At 49.6% G+C, this 20798-nt stretch carries 17 protein-coding genes and 15 tRNA genes; 2 read left to right on the top strand and 30 right to left on the bottom strand.

All coding sequences use genetic code 11. The annotated features are described in order from the left end of the window. Positions 1-5 precede the first annotated feature (5 nt). The 4 genes from trmD to ffh all read right to left on the bottom strand — a co-directional run bounded on the left by trmD (position 6) and on the right by ffh (position 3133). Positions 6-752, bottom strand: a complete 747-nt coding sequence (trmD, locus tag AC51G0_RS03000) for a tRNA (guanosine(37)-N1)-methyltransferase TrmD (protein WP_496300616.1) — start codon at positions 750-752, stop codon at positions 6-8. Positions 753-773: 21 nt separating this feature from the next. Continuing rightward, the gene (gene rimM / locus AC51G0_RS02995; protein ID WP_496300615.1) at positions 774-1307 is read right to left on the bottom strand and encodes a ribosome maturation factor RimM; all 534 of its coding nucleotides are present in this window, start codon (positions 1305-1307) and stop codon (positions 774-776) included. A 29-nt stretch (positions 1308-1336) separates the two neighbouring features. Next, the gene (gene rpsP, locus AC51G0_RS02990) at positions 1337-1588 is read right to left on the bottom strand and encodes a 30S ribosomal protein S16 (protein ID WP_006232610.1); all 252 of its coding nucleotides are present in this window, start codon (positions 1586-1588) and stop codon (positions 1337-1339) included. Between the two features lie 177 nt (positions 1589-1765). Continuing rightward, positions 1766-3133 (bottom strand): signal recognition particle protein, encoded by a 1368-nt coding sequence (gene ffh, locus AC51G0_RS02985; RefSeq protein ID WP_496300614.1) that lies wholly within the window; start codon positions 3131-3133, stop codon positions 1766-1768. 212 nt (positions 3134-3345) lie between these two features. Between ffh and AC51G0_RS02980 the strand changes: the two genes are divergently transcribed. After that, a complete protein-coding gene (locus tag AC51G0_RS02980) occupies positions 3346-4143 on the top strand; it encodes a cytochrome C assembly family protein (protein ID WP_496300613.1) in 798 nt (265 codons plus the stop codon). 94 nt (positions 4144-4237) lie between these two features. Beyond that, positions 4238-5515 carry an HlyC/CorC family transporter gene (locus tag AC51G0_RS02975; protein WP_496300612.1) on the top strand — a complete coding sequence of 426 codons (1278 nt, stop codon included), beginning with the start codon at positions 4238-4240 and terminating at the stop codon, positions 5513-5515. Between the two features lie 73 nt (positions 5516-5588). Here AC51G0_RS02975 and luxS read toward each other — a convergent pair whose 3' ends face one another. The 26 genes from luxS to AC51G0_RS02845 form a co-directional block, all read right to left on the bottom strand. Further along, entirely contained in the window at positions 5589-6107 is a 519-nt protein-coding gene (luxS, locus tag AC51G0_RS02970; protein ID WP_496300611.1) for an S-ribosylhomocysteine lyase, read from the bottom strand. 74 nt (positions 6108-6181) lie between these two features. Then, positions 6182-6793 (bottom strand): transglycosylase SLT domain-containing protein, encoded by a 612-nt coding sequence (locus AC51G0_RS02965; RefSeq protein ID WP_496300610.1) that lies wholly within the window; start codon positions 6791-6793, stop codon positions 6182-6184. A gap of 143 nt (positions 6794-6936) precedes the next feature. Continuing rightward, positions 6937-8505: a glutamate--cysteine ligase gene (gshA, locus tag AC51G0_RS02960; RefSeq protein ID WP_496301855.1), complete on the bottom strand. Its 1569-nt coding sequence runs from the start codon at positions 8503-8505 to the stop codon at positions 6937-6939. 198 nt (positions 8506-8703) lie between these two features. After that, positions 8704-11556, bottom strand: a complete 2853-nt coding sequence (locus AC51G0_RS02955) for a M16 family metallopeptidase (protein ID WP_496300609.1) — start codon at positions 11554-11556, stop codon at positions 8704-8706. 11 nt (positions 11557-11567) lie between these two features. Then, a complete protein-coding gene (locus AC51G0_RS02950) occupies positions 11568-11999 on the bottom strand; it encodes a YqaA family protein (RefSeq protein ID WP_496300608.1) in 432 nt (143 codons plus the stop codon). Between the two features lie 63 nt (positions 12000-12062). Further along, positions 12063-13022: an NADP-dependent oxidoreductase gene (locus tag AC51G0_RS02945; protein WP_496300607.1), complete on the bottom strand. Its 960-nt coding sequence runs from the start codon at positions 13020-13022 to the stop codon at positions 12063-12065. A 168-nt stretch (positions 13023-13190) separates the two neighbouring features. Continuing rightward, a complete protein-coding gene (locus tag AC51G0_RS02940; RefSeq protein ID WP_496300606.1) occupies positions 13191-14321 on the bottom strand; it encodes a sodium ion-translocating decarboxylase subunit beta in 1131 nt (376 codons plus the stop codon). A 9-nt stretch (positions 14322-14330) separates the two neighbouring features. After that, entirely contained in the window at positions 14331-16109 is a 1779-nt protein-coding gene (oadA, locus tag AC51G0_RS02935; RefSeq protein WP_496300605.1) for a sodium-extruding oxaloacetate decarboxylase subunit alpha, read from the bottom strand. 45 nt (positions 16110-16154) lie between these two features. After that, positions 16155-16406 (bottom strand): oxaloacetate decarboxylase subunit gamma, encoded by a 252-nt coding sequence (locus tag AC51G0_RS02930; protein WP_496300604.1) that lies wholly within the window; start codon positions 16404-16406, stop codon positions 16155-16157. A gap of 598 nt (positions 16407-17004) precedes the next feature. Then, positions 17005-17081 (bottom strand) — tRNA-Arg (locus tag AC51G0_RS02925). 64 nt (positions 17082-17145) lie between these two features. Then, positions 17146-17222: transfer RNA gene (locus tag AC51G0_RS02920), tRNA-Arg, on the bottom strand. A gap of 48 nt (positions 17223-17270) precedes the next feature. Next, positions 17271-17347, bottom strand: a tRNA-Arg gene (locus AC51G0_RS02915). Between the two features lie 48 nt (positions 17348-17395). Beyond that, positions 17396-17472 (bottom strand) — tRNA-Arg (locus AC51G0_RS02910). Positions 17473-17545: 73 nt separating this feature from the next. Continuing rightward, positions 17546-17622 (bottom strand) — tRNA-Arg (locus tag AC51G0_RS02905). Positions 17623-17735: 113 nt separating this feature from the next. Next, positions 17736-17812, bottom strand: a tRNA-Arg gene (locus tag AC51G0_RS02900). A gap of 64 nt (positions 17813-17876) precedes the next feature. Further along, a tRNA-Arg gene (locus AC51G0_RS02895) sits at positions 17877-17953 on the bottom strand. 59 nt (positions 17954-18012) lie between these two features. Next, positions 18013-18089: transfer RNA gene (locus AC51G0_RS02890), tRNA-Arg, on the bottom strand. A gap of 80 nt (positions 18090-18169) precedes the next feature. After that, positions 18170-18261 (bottom strand) — tRNA-Ser (locus tag AC51G0_RS02885). 11 nt (positions 18262-18272) lie between these two features. After that, a tRNA-Arg gene (locus AC51G0_RS02880) sits at positions 18273-18349 on the bottom strand. A 57-nt stretch (positions 18350-18406) separates the two neighbouring features. Then, positions 18407-18483: transfer RNA gene (locus AC51G0_RS02875), tRNA-Arg, on the bottom strand. Between the two features lie 80 nt (positions 18484-18563). Further along, positions 18564-18655 (bottom strand) — tRNA-Ser (locus AC51G0_RS02870). Between the two features lie 11 nt (positions 18656-18666). Then, positions 18667-18743, bottom strand: a tRNA-Arg gene (locus AC51G0_RS02865). A 78-nt stretch (positions 18744-18821) separates the two neighbouring features. Further along, positions 18822-18898: transfer RNA gene (locus AC51G0_RS02860), tRNA-Arg, on the bottom strand. Between the two features lie 36 nt (positions 18899-18934). Next, positions 18935-19026 (bottom strand) — tRNA-Ser (locus tag AC51G0_RS02855). Between the two features lie 227 nt (positions 19027-19253). Beyond that, complete coding sequence (gene csrA / locus AC51G0_RS02850) at positions 19254-19451, bottom strand: carbon storage regulator CsrA (RefSeq protein ID WP_036818084.1); 198 nt, start codon at positions 19449-19451, stop codon at positions 19254-19256. A 98-nt stretch (positions 19452-19549) separates the two neighbouring features. Further along, a complete protein-coding gene (locus tag AC51G0_RS02845) occupies positions 19550-20746 on the bottom strand; it encodes an aspartate kinase (RefSeq protein WP_496300602.1) in 1197 nt (398 codons plus the stop codon). Positions 20747-20798 lie beyond the last annotated feature (52 nt).

The raw sequence follows: 20798 nt of genomic DNA, 5'->3' as shown, positions 1-20798 counted from the left end.
ATTAATTAATTGCTTGCTCTATATTCACGGATAAATTCCGCGAGCAAGAATTCCTGATCGTCAGTCAGAGCTAGGTTTTCCAGGAGCTCTGGTCTTCTCAGCCAGGTTCGGCCCAACGATTGTTTCAATCGCCAGCGGCTAATGTCCTTATGGTTTCCAGACAGTAAGACTTTTGGTACTTCCTGTCCGTCCAACATTTCAGGACGCGTATAATGCGGACAATCTAGCAAGCCATTTGCAAAAGAATCTTCTTCTGCAGACGCAAAGTCGCCCAGCACGCCCGGCACAAACCGGACAACTGCATCAACTAGCGTCATGGCAGGCAATTCGCCCCCAGTCAGCACAAAATCCCCGATAGACCATTCTTCGTCTACCTCTTGTTGGATAATGCGCTCATCCACCCCTTCATAACGGCCACAGATAAGAACCAGGTTCTCGTTCTGTGCCAGCTCCTCAACGCCAGCTTGATCAAGCTTACGACCTTGAGGCGAAAGGTAGATGACTTTAGCCTGACCTTCTACGGACTGTTTGGCAGCATGGATAGCATCGCGCAAAGGCTGTACCATCATCAGCATGCCAGGTCCGCCACCATAAGGTCGATCATCAACCGTACGGTGTTTGTCGTGCGTAAAATCGCGGGGGTTCCACGTTTCTACCGACAAGAGGCCTTTTTTTACCGCCTGGCCTGTCACCCCAAAATTGGTAATGGCATTAAACATATCAGGAAAAAGGCTGATTATGCCTACCTTCATTTGTACACCTATTACCGGGGATTAAAATCCAGGATCCCAGTCAACTTCGATCCGCTGAGCAGTGCGATCAATAGACTTGATGACCTGCTCATCGAGGAACGGGATTAAGCGTTCCTTCTGTCCAAAAGCATCTTTCAGGTTAGCTTTCACAACTAATACATCGTTTGACCCTGTTTCCAGGATATCTGTGACTTTACCTAGGTCGTAACCATCAGTAGTGAAAACAGACATGCCATACAATTCACGCCAGTAGAATTCTTCTCCTGACAGTGCGGGTAGTTGTTCTGCATGTACAGCGACCTCAGCGTTAGTGAAAATCTGTGCATCCTCACGGATGTCCAAACCCTCTAACTTAGCCACCATGCCCTGACCGTGCTTCTTCCAGGATTCAATCTGGATTGGCTTCCATTCACCCTTAACTTTAATAAGCCAAGGCTGATAGGCGAAAATACTTTCAGACTGTTCAGTGTAGGAAAAAACCTTGAGCCAACCCTTGATACCGTAGGTGGCACCCAGTTTACCGACAACAACTAAGTCTTGGTTTTGTGAGCTCATAGTTCTCTATCTCTACCTGATATTACTAATTAAGCAGCTGCTTTAGCAGCGTCTTTGATTAGCTTAGCTGTGCGGTCAGACACAGTAGCGCCAAGACCAACCCAGTGATTAACACGGTCAAGGTCTAGACGTAGACGCTCTTCCTGACCCTTAGCTAGCGGGTTGAAGAAACCGATTTTTTCGATGTTACGACCGTCGCGTGCGCAACGTGAATCAGCAACAACGATTTGGTAAAATGGACGCTTCTTAGCGCCGTGACGTGCCAAACGAATGGTAACCATATCGTCCTCTTTAGTTTTGCATTACTGTAAATAAATTGGCCCCGTCTAAAAAAAGCGGGGCCCGTGCCAAAATTTGAAGCCTCGGAATTTTACTCTTTGGGCTGATGAATGCAACCAATTTAGCTAATTTTTCACCAGTAAAAGAAAAATACCCTCGAGGCTCAAGCAATTAATAGCCTAGCGGCCAGGGAACATGCCGCCACCCGGCATCATGCCTTTCATGTTGCGCATCATGTTCTTCATCCCGCCCTTTTGCATTTTTTTCATCATCTTCTGCATTTGGGTAAACTGCTTGAGCAGACGGTTCACATCCTGTACCTGGGTACCAGAACCCATTGCGATACGTTTCTTACGCGAACCTTTGATGATTTCAGGCCGCTGACGCTCACCTGGTGTCATCGAGTTAATAATAGCTTCCATCTGAACGAACATCTTGTCATCCACCTGATCTTTGACATTATCAGGTAGCTGAGACATACCAGGGAGCTTGTCCATCATCCCCATCATGCCGCCCATGTTTTTCATCTGCTTCAACTGACCGAGGAAATCTTCCAGATCAAAGCCTTTCTTCTCTTTGAACTTCTTCGCCAGTTGTTCAGCTTGTTCTTTGTCAACGTTACGCTCAAGATCTTCGATCAGAGACAGCACGTCGCCCATACCAAGGATACGGGAGGCAACACGATCAGGATGGAAAGGTTCTAGCGCATCCGTTTTCTCACCAATACCCAAAAATTTAATTGGCTTGCCGGTAAGGTGGCGAACAGACAGTGCCGCACCACCACGGGCATCACCATCAACCTTGGTCAGGATCACACCGGTCAGCGGCAATGCTTCATCAAACGCTTTCGCCGTATTGGCAGCATCCTGACCCGTCATGGCATCAACCACAAACAGGGTTTCTACCGGATTAAGCACCTGATGAACGTCTTTGATCTCGCCCATCATTTCTTCATCGACATGCAGGCGACCTGCGGTATCGACAATCACTACGTCGTAAAACTTCAGCTTGCCGTGATCAAGTGCTGCATTGGCGATATCAACCGGCTTCTGATCTGCCGATGATGGGAAGAAATCGATCCCGATATCGCTCGCCAGGGTTTCTAGCTGTTTAATCGCCGCCGGGCGGTAAACATCGGCAGAGACGACCAAGACTTTCTTCTTCTGGCGCTCTTTAAGAAACTTACCTAACTTACCCACACTGGTGGTTTTACCGGCACCCTGCAGGCCAGCCATCAAGATGACAGCAGGTGGTTGGCAGGCTAGGTTCAAGTCTTCGTTAGACTCACCCATCACTGCTTCAAGCTCGGCCTGAACAATCTTGATGAACTCCTGGCCCGGGGTCAGGCTTTTCGATACTTCGGTACCGACGGCGCGTTCTTTAACACGCTTAACAAAGTCGCGGACAACAGGAAGCGCAACATCGGCTTCGAGTAACGCCATACGTACTTCACGCAACGTATCTTTGATGTTGTCGTCCGTCAGGCGACCACGGCCGCTGACATTCTTAAGCGTTCGCGATAAACGCTCCGATAAATTTTCGAACATGTGCTACTCGCTCGTTACGCAACAAAATCTGAGTGATCTGGCTAGTATACCGCATTCCTTAGCCTGCTTTCATGCTATCGCTGCTACTTTAACGCCAGTTCTATATCGAACTGAGTCATGCCCCACAGATTCAGGTAGGCATTACATTGGCGGCGAGACATTGAGCAGGGTATAATTGCCGATTCTAACCATCTTAAATAGTTAAGTTTACTATGGATATGTTGATAGCCTTAATGGCTGCTTGCTTATATTTCCTTGCCCTCGGGCTAGTCGTGCCAGGGCTAACAAACAGTAATGGTATCAAAACCAAACCGGTATTCCTGGCTGCGCTGGCAGCGATTACCTTACATATCCTGCTATTAAAAGACTTAATTCATGGCGGGCCAGGCCAGAATTTGAGCATTTTGAATGTGGCCTCCTTGATCAGCCTGATTATTGCCTTGCTGACCACGCTGGCTATGCTACGGATAAGGATCTGGTTCCTGTTACCGGTTGTATACAGTTTCGCCGCCATTAATTTAACGGCGGCAACCTTGCTGCCCGGTACCTTCATTACCCACCTTGAAGCACACCCGCAAGTGCTATTGCATATTTCTCTGGCACTGTTCTCTTATTCCACCCTGATGATTGCCACCCTGTACGCCATTCAACTGGCATGGCTGGATCATAAGCTGAAAAACAAGAAAAGCCTGCTGATTAACCCTAATATCCCTCCTTTAATGATGGTCGAAAGGCAGCTTTTCAAGATCATTTTGGTCGGAAACTCGCTACTGACCGTGACATTGATCACTGGGTTTATTTTTATTCAGGATATGCTGGCCGAAGGGAAGCTCCACAAAGCCGTACTGTCGCTGCTGGCCTGGGGCGTTTACAGCGTACTGTTGTGGGGACATTATCAGCAAGGCTGGCGGGGTCGCCGAGTCGTCTGGTTCAGCATGGTAGGTGCCTTCTTGCTTACCCTGGCCTATTTCGGCAGCCGCTTCGTCAAAGAGATCATCATTGGGGCATAGAAGATGCCCCTCTTATTATTTGCAATGTTAACATTGACACCCACCCACTCAGGGTACAAAGTACTTGTAACAGAAACGTTAAGGACATAACTTTTTGGACGACATATCCACGGGAGCCCTGTTCTCCCTCCTGATATTACTACTCGTCATTTCCGGGTATTTCTCCGGTTCTGAAACTGGCATGATGTCACTCAATCGCTATAAGCTGAGGCATCTTGCAAACCAGGGACACCGTGGAGCCAAGCGGGTTGAAAAACTGCTTTCGCGTCCCGATCGCCTGATCGGCCTGATCCTGATCGGCAATAACCTCGTCAATATTTTAGCTTCAGCCATTGCAACTATCCTGGGGATGCGTTTGTATGGTGACATGGGGGTCGCCATTGCCACCGGAGCCTTGACCCTGGTGGTACTGGTATTTGCCGAAGTCACCCCAAAAACACTTGCCGCCCTCTATCCAGAGCGCGTCTCTTACACCAGCAGTATTGTTCTCAAGGTTTTAATGAAGTTGCTGTACCCATTGGTCTGGTTCGTCAATGGGATCACCAATGGTTTCCTGATGCTGATCGGTATGAAAGTCGATAATATGAACGACTCCAAGCTTAGCTCAGATGAATTACGAACTGTAGTGAACGAGGCCGGGGGACTGATCCCGCGTCGTCACCAGGACATGCTGCTGTCTATCCTCGATTTGGAAAATGTCACGGTCGAAGATCTAATGGTACCGCGCAGCGATATCGCTGCCATTAACGTCAATGATGACTGGAAGTCGATTGTCCGACAGCTAAGCCACTCTGCCCACGGCCGGATTGTCCTGTTTCGGGATAATATCGACGAGGTCGTTGGTATGCTGCGGGTACGCGAGGCATACCGCCTGATGATGGATAAGAACGACTTCAGTAAGGCGAACCTGCTCCGTGCCGCCGATGAGGTATATTTTATTCCGGAAGGTACACCGCTTAATATCCAGTTGCTAAAATTTCAGCGTAACAAAGAGCGTATCGGCCTAATCGTTGATGAATACGGTGACATTCAAGGGCTAATTACCCTGGAAGATATTCTGGAAGAAATTGTTGGTGAGTTCACAACATCTATTACCCCGACACTGGCGGAAGAAATTACCCCGCAGGCCGATGGTAGCCTGATGATTGAAGGCAGCGCCAATATTCGCGATCTGAACAAGAGCCTTAGCTGGAACTTGCCGACCGATGGCCCCCGTACCCTAAACGGCCTGATCCTGGAGCACCTTGAAGATATTCCAGATAGCCAGCTCAGTATCGAAGTTGGTGGGCACCAAATGGAGATTATCGAAGTCTCCGAAAACATGATCAAACTGGTCAAGGTCTTACCGACCCAATTACAGAAAACAGGTTAGATCTACAGCCAGATACAACAAAGCCGGCGCTATGCCGGCTTTTTTATTCGTGTATTAACGCTACTATATAGTGCTATTTCACACTTAGCTCTTGCAGCATAGAATCCGGCAGCGCCAGATCGTCATTTTTATTGACATCAATACCCTGCTCTAGGATCGTTTTGGCGATCTGCTTGGCCTCTTCCAATGAGTGCATACTGAAAGTACCGCACTGGTATTCGTTGAGCTCGGGGATCTTCTCTTGAGATTCCACCTTCAATACATCTTCCATCGCCGCTGTCCAGCTTGATGCAACCTGTTGCTCACTCGGCGTACCAATAAGGCTCATGTAAAAGCCGGTCCGGCAACCCATTGGTGAGATATCAATGATCTCAACACTCTCTGAGTTCAGGTGGTTGCGCATGAAGCCCGCGTAAAGGTGCTCAAGGGTATGGATACCACGCTCACTCAGAATATCCACATTCGGACGGCAGAAACGTAAATCAAAAACAGTGATGGTATCCCCTTTAGGGGTCTGCATCGTCTTCGCGACACGTACTGCAGGTGCATGCATCCGGGTGTGATCAACGGTAAAACTATCTAATAATGGCATTACTTCCTTCTCCTTTGCCAAAGTCCTCTCACTAAGATTACACATAGCTTAGCAGCTTATACCATAAGCCCTGGCTAGAACGGCCACCAGCTACGATTATCTTCCAATTCCTGTCGGCACTGTTTCAGCTGCCAACCATAATCCTTTGCCTGTTTCTCAACCTTACGTGACACTTTCATTAAGGTTGGTTTGGATTTATAACTACCGCGACTATAGCCGCCACGCCCTTCATGGTAGGCCAGGTACTGATTGTAAGCGTCCCACTTAGATATCCCCAGCTGCCGCTGGGTTTCATGGGTATACCAACCCACAAACATCATAGCGTCAGCAAAATCGGTACGCGAGCCCCCCTTTCCTGTCGCTTTCTGATAGTCCTCCCATGCCGGATCCTGGGCCTGAGCATACCCATAGGCACTGCTCACCCTCCCCCAGGGAATAAACCCCAGAATATAGTCTTTCGGCGGGCGGGCGTCATGACGAAAGCTGCTTTCCTGTTTGATAAAAGCCATTGCAACATGGAGCGGTGTCCCCCACTCCTCCTGCATCTCTATCCCATCGTCATACCAATCAGGCTTCTCACGGAAGATATTACATAAGTTGGATTGATCTTTTGGAGGGGGCGTCGCGCAGCCAACTAGCATAATCGTCAAACCTGAACACAGCATCAATCGGGTAGAAAAGCGCATTATTTCATCCAAACGTGGAACCAAACGGGGCATTGGCGGTCAGAATATATGATTGGCAGCCGTGCTGCCGTCATCCCTGCGAAATTGTTTATCGGGCAGCAAGGTAGCTGCCCATTTTTTTATCTTGCATTTAGACCTGTCAACTATTTCAGATCAGCAAAGTAATCATCCAGAAACTCATCAAAAGACTGGCTATCACTTTGTTCAATATGCTGTTGTCGACTCTGCGATACCTCGGCCTCCTTCTCAAACTCCTGCAGGGAATAGAACATAAAGTCGCGGTCCTGCAGCGCACGCGCATGAGAGTCAGCCAGATCAATCCCCACTCGGCCAATACCTTCATGTTGCTTGATCTGAGCAAGCAGTTGGGCCGAAAGAGTCAATTCCGGGTTGATGACCCAGGCTTTCAAGCGCGTGACTGTCTGCTGATAGAGATCATTACCCGCTGCCGCATCCATCGCCAGAGCGACCTGCTCTAGTTCGGCGAATACACGCAGGCCCCAGTCTTGTACAGACAGGCGCTCACCGTTGCAGCCAATCTTCAATAGCAACTCTGGGTTGCGGCCATCAAGCACCACACGGTTCCAGTTATCACGCCAGCACTCTAACTCAGCCTCATCCATCGGATCCGATGGTGACAGCACTGCCCAGGTCAGGAATAGATCGAGGAAACGCACCTGATCTTCAGTGATACCAATAGGGCTGAACGGGTTCACATCCAAAGAACGGACTTCAATGTACTCAACACCAGCGCGGCCTAAGGCTTCCGAGGGCTTCTCGCCACTAGCAGCAACACGTTTAGGACGGATAGGTGCATATAACTCGTTTTCGATCTGCAGTACATTGGCATTTAGCTGACGGTATTCGCCGTCAACCTTAACCCCGATAGAGGCAAACTCATCAGACGGGGTACGGATCGCTTTCTGCAATCCATCCAAATACTGGTCAAGGCTATTGAAACCAATCTTCAGCGAGCTCTGTTCATGGTTAGTGTACCCCAGATCGCTCAGGCGCAATGCCGTTGCATTAGGTAGATAGTAAGTTCCGCAGCCCACCTGTTCAAAGTTGAGCTTGGAAGCACTTTTATTGAGGAACGAACCACACAATGCCGGAGAGGCACCGAACAAGTACGGGATCAGCCAACCGAAACGGTAATAGTTACGGATCAGCCCAAAATACGCATCCGACACAGCATCTTGGCGCTCTTGTTCTGCCTGATCGCCGAATAACTGTTGCCAGAAAGCATCCGGAAACGAAAAGTTGAAATGGACGCCGGAGATCACCTGCATCACGCTACCGTAGCGGCGCTTTAGGCCTTCACGGTAAAGCGTCTTCATACGGCCACTGTTCGAGCTGCCATATTGAGCCAGGGTGATATCGTCTTCGCTACCGACAAAACACGGCATCGACATTGGCCAAAGATTTTCCTGCCCCAGCTTACTGTAGGTAAACTGATGAATATCACTTAGTTGCGTCAACAAATGGTCTACATCATGCGACACCGGAGTTATAAACTCCAACAGCGACTCGGCAAAGTCGGTTGTCACCCACTTGTTGGTTAACGCCGAACCCAATCCGGTAGGATGTGGCTGTGCAGACAAGCCTCCTTGCGGTGTAATACGTAGCGCTTCTCGTTCCAGGCCACGCCCTATCTGAGTCAGTGCATCAGGATTCGCTGAAATCTGCTGCAACCTTTGTGAAAAATCCATCAAGGCCATTCTCAATCATTAACTAAATAAGTGAGCTAGAGTAATCATTATTTTTTCTGATTACCACGATTATTACTGCGAAACAGTTTTACAGACCAGAAACAATAATGCCTTGCCTGGCCATTCATATCCCTATAAAAACAAGGGAAAAAGCCAGCCATATATCAGGCTGGCTTATCCGAACAAATGACGAAACAATCGCTATTTCTGCGGCTGTAATGTTTTAACCGGGATCCCGAGGGTTTCAAACTGTGGTGTCAATGATTTCGCATCTCCGACCACAATGATCTGATAGTCTTTCGGGTTGAACCAGGTCGACGCTAGCTGATTCAGTCGCGCCTTGGTGATCGTTGCGACAATATCATTACGCGTCTCAACAAAGTTCTCCGGTAGTGAGTAAGTCAGAATTTGCCCAAGCAGTTGGGCTTTTTTACCCGGGGTTTCATAGTTAAGTGCATCTTTCTGCCCCACAGCCAGGCGCATGAAGGCAACCTCTTCATCAGTGACGCCTTCGGCGCTCATTTTCTCCAGTTCAGCAAGAAACTCTTTCAGTGCAGCCAGACTGGCATCAGCGCGAACCTGGGCATAATAGACCGACAAACCCACCTCTTTGCCACCACTTTGATAACCACCAGCACCATAAGTGTAGCCTTTGTCCTCACGTAGATTGAGGTTGATACGGCTATTGAAGTTACCTGCAAGGTTGAAATTAGCCAGCTGAGTTTCAAACAGTTCACCGGTTGCATCAAAGGGTAGCCCCTGGCGCGCCAGGCGAATCACCGTCTGGGGGGCCCCCGGTTTATCAACCATCCACAACGTCTGCTGTGATAGGTTAGGTAGTACTTGCGGTGTGTATGTCGGCTCGGGCAGCCCCTGCCACTGAGCAAGGAAGTCCAGCTGCGATACCAGCTGCGCAGAAGTAACATCACCAACCACGACAATATCAGCCCCATTTGGTGTGTAATAGCGCTGGTAGAAGGCTTTGACATCCTCTAGCGAAATAGCTTCCAATGACGCTTTCGTTCCTTCAGGCGGCAGGCTAAAACTCGTACCACGGAACAATACTTCACGTGTCGCCTGGCCAGCTAGCCATGCAGGGCGCTGATGCTCATAGACAATCCCTTCTTGGGCCTGCTGTTTAATCCGTTCGAAATCAACCGGATCAAATGCCGGGGCAAACAGACGCTCCTCCATAATGGCCAAGGTTTGTGGCAGGTTCTTTTCCAGTGATGTCACGGAAACCACCGTACCATACAACCCGGCACTAAAATTGACTGTACTGCCCAGCATATCGAGACGTGATGATAGCTCTTCGGCTGATGACTTTTCGCTGGCCTCAGCCATCATTGCGGCCGTCAATTCTGCCAAGCCAGTTTTTCCCGCAGGCTCAAAGCGCCGTCCAGCCGGAAGTACCATCTGCAATTCAACCGTTGGCGTTTCCCGGTATTTGGTTCCCAACACCTTGATCCCGTTTGCCAGTTTGAACTGGTACAGCTCCGGCATCACCGATTCCACCGGAGAAGACGGCTGTGGCATTACCGAGCGGTCAAAATCATCAACAGCTTCTCGTAGCAGCAATTGATTGTCAGCCACTTTCTGATGCTCGGCAATGATCCGGGGAGGCGGTGCATAGTTAGGCTTTGCTGCCTCAATGGCCGTGTTGCCCTTAGGAACGACGCTCAAGGTAACACTTGGGTTACCATTGATGTAACGCATATAGGCCTGCTCCATACTGACAGTTGTCACTGCCCGTAGGTTGCCAAGCTCGACACCAAGGTAGTTGGGGTTATCAAAGAAGGTCTGGTAGGCCGCCAACTGGGAAACTTTGCCGCGTACGCTCTGCAGCCCAAAAATCGCATTCGCCTCAACCATTCCTTTCAGCTCATTGAGCTCTTTGGTATTGACGCCACGCTGCTCCAGGCCATCAAGCACTGTCGTGACCTTGTCGCGCAGTTGTTTCAAGCTACCTTTATCACCACTCTGGGCCATCGCATAGACATACATGGTACAGGCAAGCTCTGCACAGTCATGGAAGGCGCCGGCATCAACCACTTCACCCGTTTTCACCAGGCTCTGGTACATCAGGCTATTTTTTCCGCCGCCAATCACCCGCGCCAGCATGTCCAGCGAGGCCTCGTCCTCGGCGCCATTGTAAGAAGTCGGCCAGGCCATCAGCAGCATAGGTTGCTGAATTTTATCTTCCAAGGTCAGAAAACGGTCGGCATCAATAGTGACAGGTTTTTTCGCAACCTTTTCAACTTCAGGGCCTCGCGGGATCGAACCAAAATATTGGTTAACCCAGCTCAACGTCTGCTCTACATCAAGATCACCACCAATGGTCAGCGTCGCATTGTTCGGCCCGTACCAGCGCAGGAAGAACGCTTTTAGATCATTGACATCAACCCGGTTCAGATCCTCAATGTAGCCGATCGTCTGCCATGAATAGGGGTGGGTTCGGGGGTAGAGAGCTTCACCCATTCGCTCATAGACCAAACCATATGGGCGGTTTTCATAACGCTGGGCACGTTCGTTCTTCACCGTCGAGCGCTGAATTTCAAACTTGCGCTGCGAAACGGCACCAAGCAAGAAGCCCATTCGATCCGATTCCAGCCACAGCATTTTTTCCAGCTGGTTGGATGGCACGGTTTGAAAATAATTTGTCCGGTCACGGTTGGTGGTTCCATTTAGGGTTCCGCCCGCTTCCGTGATCAAGCGGAAATGTTCCTGGTCACCAACATTTTCAGAGCCCTGGAACATCATATGTTCAAAGAAATGCGCAAAACCCGATTTGCCCAACTCCTCACGTGCCGAGCCCACATGATACGTCATATCGACATGAACCAGAGGATCAGACTTGTCCTCATGCAACAACACAGTCAGGCCATTAGCCAGGGTATATTTTGTGTACGGAATAACAGGCTCATCTTGCCCGCCTGTCACCTGTTCGATAAACGTTACCCCTTCAGGCAACTCAGGAGCCGTGTCCCTCTGCGCTAGCTGGGCACTGCACCCAGCAAGAGAAAACAGCGCAACGCCTAGAATCCACTTTTGCACGTAAGCATTCCTTATAATAAACCTTGTACGATCGAAGCCAGTACGGCGTATCGCACGGCTTTGCCGATCATAATGATCAGAAAACTCAGCCAATGACGCATACGCAGCCAGCCTGCCGCCAAACACAAGGGATCCCCGATAACGGGTAACCAGCTGAAAAATAACGACCAATAGCCATACTTTTTCAGCCATTGCAAAGCTTTATGACCATGTTTTTCATCAGAAGTTTTATCTGGCAGTAATCTTCCCAGCCAGTAATTGGTCATCCCGCCCAGGGTATTGCCCAAAGTAGCCACTAACACGACTAGCCATACGGCGTTATCTCCCAGTTTGAGGGTAGCGATAAGATTCGCTTCTGAGCCGCCCGGCAGTAGCGTGGCACTCAAAAAGCCTGTGGTAAACAACACCCAAAGTGCCGACTCACCATTAAATAACTCTAGCATTGAAACAACTTATTGATAATCAGGCAGATTGCATTCTACTTTTTTAGCAGCGCGATAACGACTTTACGCGACGGCACCTACAGCCAGAACAACCTTGCCGCGGGTATGCCCCGTTTCGATTTTCTGGTGAGCCAATTTTCCTTCAGCTAACGGATATTGTGCGGCAATATGTAACTGCAGCGAACCGGCCTCCAGCATGGTCATCATGGCATTGTTTTGCTCGACAGACGGCGACACCAGCATTCCTTCAGCCTGTAACCCACGGTGTTTAGCTTGCTCACAAACCGCTTCTGCCGTAATGGTCGGGATAGTGACTACCCGGCCACCGGCTTTCACACAGTCCAGGGCGGCAACGCCCGTTTCCCCGCCCATTAAATCAATCAGCACATCAACCTTTGCAACCTGCTCCGCTAAAGGAGCATGACGGTAATCCACCGCCGTTGCACCCAGCTTGGTAACAAACGCCATGCTGGCAGCCGAACAACTGGCTGTCACCTGAGCACCACGAGCTACCGCCAGCTGGATTGCGATATGGCCGACACCGCCAGCACCTGCCAGAATCAATACCTGATCGCCCGCCGAAACTTTCACCTTATCCAGGGCCTGCCAAGCTGTTTGTCCAGCGAGGGGCAGTGCTGCCGCTTCAATCAAAGGAATGGTCTTCGCGACATGGCTCAGCATATCGGCTTCGACAACCACATATTCACTGTAGCCACCGCCTTGCAGCGGAAAGCCGACAAAGCCTGATACACTATCCCCAACTTTTAGCGCCTGCACGCTGGCACCGCTTTCCACGACTTCACCGGCAATGTCATAGCCCGGCACCCAAGGCAAGTTATCTTTGTTTTGCTGTGCCGCCCAGCCCAGACCTGCGCGGGTTTTGGCATCTATCGGGTTTACCCCGGCATAGGCGACTTTGACGAGCACCTGGTTATCCGTTGGGGTTGGTATTTCAGCTGTTTGCATCGCCAATACCGATGGCTGACCAAACTGGGTTATTGCAAGTTGCTGACAAGCTTTCATTCCCTTTTCCTTTTCTATCGGGTTCAGTCTAACGTTAAGAGCTTCATACTACCTGACTGTAGCCATAAAAAAACGGGCAGCATATTGCTACCCGTTTCAATGTGTTTCAATTCAGCGATGTTCGCTAGGGATCTAGCCGATGATCTGACCAGCTAGTTACCTAACAATTTACCCGACGAGGGCCAACAAAATACCAGCTGCAACCGCCGAACCAAGTACACCCGCTACATTCGGGCCCATCGCATGCATTAGCAGGAAGTTATGTGGGTTTGCCTCTAGGCCAACCTTGTTAACTACCCGTGCTGCCATCGGTACGGCAGAGACACCCGCGGCACCAATCAATGGGTTAATATCTTCTTTGCTGTAGCGGTTAAGCAGTTTCGCCATCAGGACACCACCACCAGTACCAACACTGAATGCCACGGCACCCAGAACCAGAATACCCAAGGTTTCAAACTGCAGGAACTTATCGGCCTCCAGCTTCGAACCAACACCAAGGCCCAGCATGATAGTCACAATGTTAATCAGCTCATTCTGTACCGTGTTGGACAGACGATCCACCACCCCGGATTCACGCATCAGGTTACCCAGGCAGAACATCCCGACCAGCGGGGTTGCCGAAGGCAGGAACAAGATCGTCATCAGCAGTACAGCAAGCGGGAACAAAACCTTCTCGGCCTTGCTCACATGGCGGAGCTGCTCCATCTGAATAACGCGTTCTTCCGGTGTTGTCAGTGCCTTCATAATTGGCGGCTGGATAATCGGCACCAGTGCCATATAGCTGTAGGCCGCCACGGCAATGGCACCCAGCAGATCCGGTGACAACCGGCTCGCGAGGAAAATTGCCGTCGGTCCATCGGCACCACCGATGATGGCGATTGACGAGGCATCAGCCAGGGTAAATTCCATACCAGGAACCATGTTGAGCAATATCGCCCCGAACAAGGTAAAGAAGATACCAAACTGGGCAGCAGCCCCGAGCAACAGGGTTTTCGGGTTAGCGATCAACGCACCAAAGTCCGTCATCGCCCCGACCCCCATGAAGATCAAGAGTGGGAATACCCCTGTTTCAATCCCGACATAGTAGATGTAATAGAGCAACCCGCCCGGCTCGGTAAAGCCGGCATTGGGGATATTAGCCAGAATCGCGCCAAAACCCATCGGCAGCAGTAGCAAGGGCTCAAAGCCCTTGCGGATCGCCAGAAACAGGAGGCCTGAGCCTACCAAGATCATGACAAGCTGGCCGAACTCGAAGTTCGCAATCCCGGTCTCAAGCCAAAGTTTCAATAAACCGTCCATGGTACCCTCTTACGCCAGACTCAGGATCGGAGATCCCACAGTAACTGAATCGCCTTCCTTGACGTGCAAGTCTTGCACTACGCCGCTACGAGCTGCCCGGATTTCGGTTTCCATCTTCATAGCTTCAAGCACAACCAACACATCACCTTCAGCAACAGTGTTACCCGGCTGTACATTGATTTTGAAAATGTTACCGGCCAGTGGGGCTGGAACTGCTTCAGCATTGTTTGCCACTGCAGCTGGTGCAGGCGCCGAAGCCGCCGCTGGAGCTACCGATGACACTTCGCCTGCAGGTCCTACTTCCACGTTATAGACCTGGCCGTTCACCTTCACGCTATAGGCTTCAATACCACCAGTAGAGACAACCGGTGCCGCCGCTGCTGGGGCTGGCGCCTCCTCGGCTCCCGGTACCGGCTCAAAGGCATCAGGGTTATTTCTGTTTTTCAGGAAGTTCAAACCAACCTGAGGGAAAAGGGCATAAGTGAGGACATCATCAACTTGCTCATCTGCCAGCGAGATGCCATCGGCTTTAGCTTTAGCCAGCAAATCGTCAGTCAAGACTGCCAGTTCATCCTCAAGCAGATCAGCTGGACGGCAAGTGACCGGTTCGGCCCCCTCCAGCACCCGCGCCTGCAGCTCAGCATTCACCGGAGCCGGGGCTGAACCATACTCGCCCTTAAGCACACCCGCCGTTTCTTTACTGATGCTCTTATAGCGCTCACCCGTCAATACGTTCAGAACCGCCTGGGTACCGACAATCTGCGAGGTCGGCGTAACCAGCGGAATAAAACCTAAGTCTTCACGCACGCGAGGGATTTCTTCCAGTACTTCATCAAAACGATCCGCTGCGCCCTGCTCTTTGAGCTGGCTTTCCATATTGGTCAGCATACCGCCCGGGACCTGAGCCAAAAGAATACGGGCGTCCACGCCCTTCAGGCTACCTTCGAACTTAGCGTATTTCTTACGGACATTACGGAAGTAACCTGCAATAGGTTCTAACTGCTGCAAATCCAGATTGGTATCGCGCTCAGTACCTTCCAGCATCGCAATCACGGTTTCGGTAGGCGTGTGGCCATAAGTCTGGCTCATTGATGAAATCGCGGTATCTAAAATATCCAAACCTGCTTCAACCGCTTTCACTGCAGTAGCCGTTGACAGGCCAGTCGTCGCATGACAGTGCAATGCTAATGGCACATCACAGGACGCTTTAATTCGTTTAACCAGCTCCTCGGCTTCATAAGGCTTGAGCAGGCCAGACATATCTTTGATACAGATAGAGTGGCAGCCCAGATCTTCAAGGCGCTTGGCAAGATCAGTCCATGTATCTAGGTTATGTACCGGGCTGGTGGTATAGGAAATCGTACCCTGTGCATGGGCACCCACATCAACCGTTGCTTTTACCGCTTTCTCAAAGTTACGGACATCATTCATCGCATCAAAAATACGGAAAACGTCCATCCCATTGGCATGGGCACGCTCGACAAACTTCTCTACCACATCATCGGCATAATGGCGGTAGCCTAGTAAGTTCTGGCCACGCAACAACATCTGCATCGGCGTTTTTGGCATTGCCTGTTTCAGTGCGCGCAAACGCTCCCATGGATCTTCACCCAAATAACGGATACATGAATCAAAAGTCGCGCCACCCCAGGTTTCAAGAGACCAGTAGCCGACGTTATCCAACTGCTCGGCAATTGGCAGCATATCTTCAATACGCAAACGGGTAGCAAAAAGAGACTGATGGGCATCACGTAACACAACGTCAGTGATCGCTAAAGACTTGGACATGCTCACAAACTCCTTGTAAAAAAAATCGTCCTGGAAACCACAATGTTAAACACTACGCTGACGATACTGACGTACCGCAGCGGTAATGGCAGCCACGACATCGGGCTGAACACCATTGTGATTTGAAGCAACTGTTGATGCAGGCTGTGGCTTAAACGCCGGGATTTCATCCTTCGGAGCCATTTTCGCCAACAGTTGGACTAAATAGATCAGGGTGCTGAGAAACATAAATACGACTACCATGCCCGTGGCCATGATCGTTGCAGCTTCCCCCAGCAAACTTCCTAAATCTGCCATTATTGCTTCCTTTCATTCATATTGTGATTGGCAGGTAAGAATTATCACGACAAACCAAAATATGTCAAATTGATTAACAAGCAAGTCCAAAATACAGGCTTTTAGTTTTTTATTTGCCCATTTTGGCACAGAAATGTTAACTAACGCGGTAATTTATCACAAATGACTGAAATACAAACAGCTAAATACCCTAGCCAAGCCCCAACTTAAGCCCTAGGATACTGATTTTAACGGCCTTCCAATCAAACCGGTGACGCTTACGTCAACGTAAAGTATATTCCGCAAGCTGACTATTTTCAGATAAAAATAATGACAGATCAGTTAGTTAATAGATTATATTAATTGATTAAATTTTATTCACTAATTTTATGGTTATGTCTTATAAATAGACGCAGTTGACAACAGCTGTTCCGATTACAATTGACGAAAGCGTGCTCATGACGCTGAGTAAATTAAGCAAGTGGGCAACCTGCTCAGCAGCGATAATATACGCTCTAAATCGCAATCAGGCGCACGTGAGCACGATCAATACCATGGATAGAGGGAGGAGAAAGGACCAAAACAAAAAAAGCCCAGCCGAAGCTGAGCTTTTGAATAATGGCGCGTCCGGGAGGATTCGAACCTCCGACCGCCTGGTTCGTAGCCAGGTACTCTATCCAGCTGAGCTACGGACGCGCAGGCTTCTTTCAAAAGAAAGAATATACTTTAAATGCTTTAGACAATTAAAGATTTTGAAGAATGGCGCGCTCGGGAGGATTCGAACCTCCGACCGCCTGGTTCGTAGCCAGGTACTCTATCCAGCTGAGCTACGAGCGCGCAGATGTTTCTTTTGTAACACAGTGAACACTCACTGCAAAGCAATAATGGCGCGCTCGGGAGGATTCGAACCTCCGACCGCCTGGTTCGTAGCCAGGTACTCTATCCAGCTGAGCTACGAGCGCGCAGATGTTTCTTTTATAACACAGTGAACACTCACTGCTTTTCAATAATGGCGCGTCCGGGAGGATTCGAACCTCCGACCGCCTGGTTCGTAGCCAGGTACTCTATCCAGCTGAGCTACGGACGCGCAGGCTTCTTTCATAAAGAAAGAATCGTCTCTGACCAAACTTGATAGTCGTTTAATCAAACACTTTAAATAATGGCGCGCTCGGGAGGATTCGAACCTCCGACCGCCTGGTTCGTAGCCAGGTACTCTATCCAGCTGAGCTACGAGCGCGCAGAATTTATTTTCCAAAAAAAGCAAAAGCTTATACGCCAATGTTCAATTAACCTGATCATTGGTCATATAAGTATCAATCCGTTGGTACTTAGCTTTCTGCTTTGAAATGATGGCGCGTCCGGGAGGATTCGAACCTCCGACCGCCTGGTTCGTAGCCAGGTACTCTATCCAGCTGAGCTACGGACGCGCAGGCTTCTTTCAAAAGAAAGAATACACTTTAATTGCTTGATACAATTAAAGATTTTGAAGAATGGCGCGCTCGGGAGGATTCGAACCTCCGACCGCCTGGTTCGTAGCCAGGTACTCTATCCAGCTGAGCTACGAGCGCGCAGAATCTTGTTGTAAGGCAAAGCCAAGCCATTGCCTGAAGCTATACCTTGAATAATATGGCGCGTCCGGGAGGATTCGAACCTCCGACCGCCTGGTTCGTAGCCAGGTACTCTATCCAGCTGAGCTACGGACGCGCAGGCTTCTTTCCGAAGAAAGAAATTTGTCAGAATCTGAAATAATCGCTGGAAAGCATATTTCAGAGACAACAAAAGAATGGCGGTGAAGGAGGGATTCGAACCCTCGATACGGGATAAACCGTATACTCCCTTAGCAGGGGAGCGCCTTCAGCCTCTCGGCCACCTCACCACACAAATTAATGGCGCGCTCGGGAGGATTCGAACCTCCGACCGCCTGGTTCGTAGCCAGGTACTCTATCCAGCTGAGCTACGAGCGCACACTTAATTCGGTTTTACTGCACCGTATCGTTCAACGATACCATGCCTATCAATAATGGCGCGTCCGGGAGGATTCGAACCTCCGACCGCCTGGTTCGTAGCCAGGTACTCTATCCAGCTGAGCTACGGACGCGCAGGCTTCTTTCCGAAGAAAGAAATTTGTCAGAATCTAAAATAATCGCTGGAAAGCATATTTCAGAGACAACAAAAGAATGGCGGTGAAGGAGGGATTCGAACCCTCGATACGGGATAAACCGTATACTCCCTTAGCAGGGGAGCGCCTTCAGCCTCTCGGCCACCTCACCACACAAATTAATGGCGCGCTCGGGAGGATTCGAACCTCCGACCGCCTGGTTCGTAGCCAGGTACTCTATCCAGCTGAGCTACGAGCGCACACTAATATTTTTTAATCAACACCGCTAACTAACGTCACTTGTAACAAGTAGCTTCATTTAGCCATGTTTAGATGTATGGCGCGCTCGGGAGGATTCGAACCTCCGACCGCCTGGTTCGTAGCCAGGTACTCTATCCAGCTGAGCTACGAGCGCGCAATGTATCTAATTCGCAAAATCCAAAAAAGGAAATGGCGGTGAAGGAGGGATTCGAACCCTCGATACGGGATAAACCGTATACTCCCTTAGCAGGGGAGCGCCTTCAGCCTCTCGGCCACCTCACCGTCTTGCGGGGGCTCATATTACTGCCAGCCGAAAATAAGTCAAACACTTTATCGTCAAAAAACGACATTCACTGCACGGGTGCACACTTAATAGCCAACAAGACAATTAATCCGGCGTAAACTCCACAGTATCTTACTTATTTTCAATAAAATGGCGCAATGAGCGATTGTTGCCCAGGTAAATCACAGGCACAAAAAAGGTCAGCAAATGGCCGACCTTCTTCGAATTAGTAGTTACCAGAACCTTGAGAACCGGTTTCTTTTTCCGCTTGAATTCGCATATAGATTTCTTCACGGTGAACAGATACTTCTTTTGGTGCATTAACACCAATGCGGACCTGATTACCTTTAACACCAAGTACGGTAACAGTTACTTCGTCACCAATCATTAGTGTCTCACCTACGCGACGTGTCAAAATTAGCATTCGTGTGCCCCTTGAGTAATCTCAGTCTTATAAGAGTTTAACGTTTATTATCCAACAATATTTACGCATCCATTAACGAATGCGTAAATGGTCACTGCTCAAGAAACAGCGAGAAGTGGTCGATTATCCAGACTTTCTGGCTCAACCACAAACCTTTTGTGGATTACATCTACAGCTGCTTGATGATCATCCTCATTTATCAACAAAGAAAGACAATGAGCCGACCGTTTATTCTGACGCACCCGTATACCAACTTCTGCGAGTACCGCACAGACACTGTCTGCTAGATTCTCTACATCATCGCCTATCACTGATAGGGTTGAAACTGCGGCTACCTGGTGCATCTTTTTATCCAGCACGAGTTTTAACCGTGCCAAATCTTCATTCGCTGTAACGATTTGTGTTGAACCTGCAGCAACTGCCTTACACCAGCACTGCATACCGAACAGGTTAAGCTGCTCCTGTAATGCTGAAACGGGCATATCGACATCAAGCAGTGTTTGCTGATTCTTTAGTGCGATCCCCACAACATTTGATGCGGCAGAGGTATCAAAACTAACCAGTGTCCCCTTCCCCTCTTCGAATGAAGAAAGGACCCTCAATGGGACCCTATGCTGTCGTGCATATTCAACTGACTGTAATTGTAGCACTTTCGCACCGTTTCGCGCCATGGATGTCATATCATCGAAATGCACGACATCCAATCGGCGTGCTTGCGGTACTAAACGTGGATCGCAGGTATATACGCCATCCACATCGGTAAAGATCTGACACTCATCGGCGTGTAAAGCGCCAGCCAGTGCAACGGCCGTGGTATCTGAGCCCCCACGGCCAAGGGTTGTGATATCCCTTTCATCACTAATGCCTTGAAAGCCAGCAACTATCACTATCTGGTCTTGCTCGAGCAACTGTTGGATATGACTAGGGTCAATATGGGTAATTGCTGCATCATTGTGCTGGCCGCTGGTTTTGATCCCCGCCTGCCAACCGGTCAACGATACCGCTGCATGTCCCATCCTATTCAACATCATTGCGAGCAAAGCCATAGAGACTTGTTCCCCCGCTGACAAGAGAACATCAAGCTCTCGCGCTGCAGGCACAGCATCTATTTGCTGTGCAAGGCCTAGGAGACGGTTAGTCTCGCCAGACATGGCAGAAACAACCACCACCGGTTGTTTGCCTTCTTCTTTGGCTTTAATGACTCGTTTGGCTACCGCCTGGATACGTTCGATCGATCCAACGGATGTACCACCAAACTTTTGCACTATTAGCGATTTACGCGCAGTCTGCGTCACTTTACTTCACCTTCCTGGGGCTAATACCCCGTTACCTTACGTCTTGATAAAG

This window comes from Photobacterium sp. HL06, from assembly GCF_059552575.1.
This window is presented reverse-complemented; position numbering and strand designations above follow the sequence as displayed.